3 protein-coding genes are annotated in these 3,564 nt (G+C 60.5%); all 3 read right to left on the reverse strand.

Annotated features, from left to right (window positions below; all coding sequences use genetic code 11):
* Positions 1 to 651 (reverse strand): alanine--tRNA ligase-related protein (locus ACK5IR_RS16020; protein ID WP_416930258.1); only part of this gene is annotated, 651 nt, incomplete at its 3' end.
* Between the two features lie 177 nt (positions 652 to 828).
* Positions 829 to 1,896 carry a recombinase RecA gene (recA, locus tag ACK5IR_RS16025; protein ID WP_416930260.1) on the reverse strand — a complete coding sequence of 356 codons (1,068 nt, stop codon included), beginning with the start codon at positions 1,894 to 1,896 and terminating at the stop codon, positions 829 to 831.
* Positions 1,897 to 2,170: 274 nt separating this feature from the next.
* Positions 2,171 to 3,564: ATP-binding protein (locus ACK5IR_RS16030; RefSeq protein WP_416930262.1), on the reverse strand; the 1,394-nt coding region annotated here is incomplete at its 5' end.

Raw genomic sequence — 3,564 nt, forward strand, 5'->3', positions numbered from 1 at the left:
GCGGCGGCCATCCTCGAACTGCTCGTATTGCATGAAGACGAGGTTCCAGATCTCGACGAAGCGGTCGCCGTCCTCGTCGGGCGATCCCGGAGGGCCGCCCCAGATGTGGTCGCCGTGGTCATAGAATATCTCGGAGCACGGGCCGCAGGGGCCCGTGGGCCCCATCATCCAGAAATTGTCGTTGGTCGGAATGCGGATGATCCGGTCGTCCGGCAGGCCGGCCACCTTTTTCCACAGGTCGGCGGCCTCGTCATCGGTGTGAAACACAGTCACCAGCAGCCGCCCCGGGTCTATTCCCAGTTCCCTGGTGACCATCTCCCAGGCGAAGGGAATCGCCAGTTCCTTGAAATAGTCGCCGAACGAGAAATTCCCCAACATCTCGAAAAAGGTGTGATGCCGCGACGTGTATCCGACATTATCGAGATCGTTGTGCTTTCCGCCCGCGCGCACGCATTTCTGCGCCGTCGTGGCGCGCTTGTAGTCGCGGTGTTCAATGCCGGTGAACAGGTTCTTGAACTGGACCATGCCGGAGTTGGCGAACATCAGCGTCGGGTCGTTGCGCGGCACAAGCGGTGAGCTTTCCACCGCCTCGTGGCCCTGGCGGCGGAAGTAATCGATAAAAGTCGTGCGAATATCGTTCAGGCTGGGCATCTTCGTCTCCGGCGGCTTTGCCGCGCAGATGTAGCCGCCCCGGCAGAGGCTGTCCACTGGCAGGCGCGACGACATCCGGCCCTGTTGATGCGGATCTTTCTCGACCACCGGACAACGCGCAGTCAGGCATCAGTCCCTGCGGCCCACCGCGTCGCCGGATCATGCCCCGGCCCGATTTCAGTCTTCGAGAATTTCGTCGTCTTCGGGACTGGCATGGAAATCGAGCCCGTGCGCGGCGCGGATCTTGTCCTCGATCTCCAGTGCAATGGTCTGATTCTCCTTGAGAAACGCCTTCGCATTCTCGCGCCCCTGCCCGATCCGTTCATCCCCGTAAGAGAACCACGAGCCGGACTTATCGACCACGCCGGCCTTGACGCCAAGGTCGAGCAACTCGCCGGTCTTCGAGATCCCCTCGCCATACATGATGTCGAACTCGACCTGCTTGAACGGCGGGGCAACCTTGTTCTTCACCACCTTCACGCGGGTGGCGTTTCCGACAACCTCGTCGCGGTCCTTGATGGCGCCGATCCGGCGAATATCGAGCCGCACCGAGGAGTAGAACTTCAGCGCATTGCCCCCCGTGGTCGTTTCCGGGCTGCCAAACATGACGCCGATCTTCATCCGGATCTGGTTGATGAAGATCACGGTGCATTTCGAGCGTGAAATGGAGCCGGTCAGCTTCCGCATCGCCTGACTCATCAGGCGTGCCTGCACACCAACCGAGCTGTCGCCCATATCGCCCTCAAGCTCGGATTTCGGTGTAAGCGCGGCAACCGAATCGACAACCACCATGCTGACGGCCCCCGAGCGTACCAACGTATCCGTGATCTCGAGCGCCTGCTCGCCGGTGTCCGGTTGCGAGATCAGAAGCTCGTCCAGATCGATACCAAGCTTGCGCGCATACAGCGGGTCGAGCGCATGTTCGGCATCGACAAAGGCGCAGACCCCGCCCTTCTTCTGTTCCTCGGCGATGCAGTGAAGCGTCAGGGTGGTCTTGCCCGAGCTCTCGGGACCGTATATCTCGACGATCCGCCCCTTGGGCAATCCACCGATGCCAAGCGCAATATCCAGTCCAAGCGATCCGGTCGAGGTCGCTTCGATCTCGGCAACGGCATTTTCCGCGCCAAGCTTCATGATCGATCCCTTGCCAAACTGGCGTTCGATCTGGGCCAGAGCGCTTTCAAGCGCCTTCTGCTTGTCCGAATTCTGTCTGTCTGTCATGTCGAGAAGGTTCGCCATCGCCATTGTTCCGTCCTTATTTCACAGCCCGATCACTGCGGCAATGACCGCTTTGTTCGCTTATTGTTCTCGACTTATGAGTGCAACAAGAGAACATTTCAAGTCAAATCGAGTGGATCGATTTGCTCATGACAGTATTAACGTCTCGTGAACACCGCAGCACCGATACGGGCGACACCCTGTCATCCGGCGCCGGGGCTTGGCGGCGAACCCATTACACAGGAAAGATTCTGCCGGTGTCGCAAGCGGCTCTCGTCCGGCCTGGCATGTCGCAAAAGTCTCAGCCGATCTGCTGGCTGACGATTGCGGTCAATTCACTGAGAGAAAACGGCTTGGGCAGGAAGACCGAGTTCGGAATACGCGACTGATCGCCGGTGAAACTCTCTTCCGCATAACCCGACATGAATACCACCCGCACATCTGGCCGCGTTTTTCGCGCTTCCCGCACCCATGTCGGGCCGTCGATTCCCGGCATCACCACATCCGTCACGAATACCTCCACCTTCAGCGAAGGATCCTGCAGGATTTCGAGCGCCACCTCGGCCGAATCCGCCTCGAGAACGGTGAAGCCCCGCAACTGAAGCGCCCTCGACGCAAAGGCGCGGACCGGGGCTTCGTCCTCGACCAGCAACACCACCCCGCCCTCCTGCTGAAGCATCTGCCTGGGTGCGGCGAAAGCGGGATCGCCGGAACCGGATACGGCACGGTCGAAGGCGGGGAAATAGAGCGAGAAAGTCGTTCCCGAGCCGACGATCGAATCGACGAAGATATATCCGCCCGTCTGCTTGACTATACCGTAGGCCGTCGAAAGGCCCAGCCCGGTCCCTTCGCCGGTGCGTTTGGTTGTAAAGAAGGGCTCGAAAATCTTGGTCAGCTTGTCGGCCGGGATGCCGACACCTTCGTCGGATACGCGCACGACAACGTAATCACCGGCCGGAAGGGTCGCACGGTCCCGCAACAACGGCGCCTCGATATGCTTGCTTTCGGTTTCAATGCGGATCTCGCCCCCCTCTCCCATGGCGTCACGCGCGTTGACGACAAGGTTCATCAGCACCTGCTCGAGTTGCCGCTTGTCGGCCCGGATCGGCCTGAGACCCGGATCGTGTTTCAGCGACAGCGAAACCTTTTCACCGACCAGCCGATTCAAAAGATGTGTCAGGTCCGACAGCGTGTCGCGCAGGTCCAGAACCTCCGGCTGCAGGTTCTGCTTGCGGGAAAATGCCAGCAACTGGCCAACCAGGCTCGCCGCCCGGTTGGCGTTCTGGTTGATCTGCACCAGATCGCCGTAATCCTGATCGCCGTGGTCGTGCCGCAGCAGCAGAAGGTCGCAGTGCCCCGAGATGGCAGTGAGAAGGTTGTTGAAATCATGCGCCACACCACCGGCAAGCTGGCCGATCGCCTGCATCTTCTGGCTCTGGACAAACTGCGCCTCAAGCGTTTTCAGTTCGGTCGCATCGTACAGCACCGCAACCAGTGTGGTTCCTTCATCGTCAACGACACGGCCGAGCGTGATCTGGAGGTAGAGTTCCTTATCCGGAACGCTCGCGCGGACAAATTCGGGCCGGGCAAGCCCGCGCCCTTCAGCGGCTTCCTCCAGCCAGTCCCTGACCGAGCGGCCCAGCCCCTCGACAAGATCGGGGAACTCGCCCCCGATGTCGGCCACGGGCCCGAGAA

This window comes from Tropicimonas sp. (assembly GCF_047971885.1).
Taxonomy (GTDB): Bacteria; Pseudomonadota; Alphaproteobacteria; order Rhodobacterales; family Rhodobacteraceae; genus Tropicimonas.

Bases quoted from the DNA above. Each gene is read 5' to 3' on its own strand.
- recA (WP_416930260.1), bottom strand. From the start codon at position 1,896: ATGGCGATGGCGAACCTTCTCGACATGACAGACAGACAGAATTCGGAC.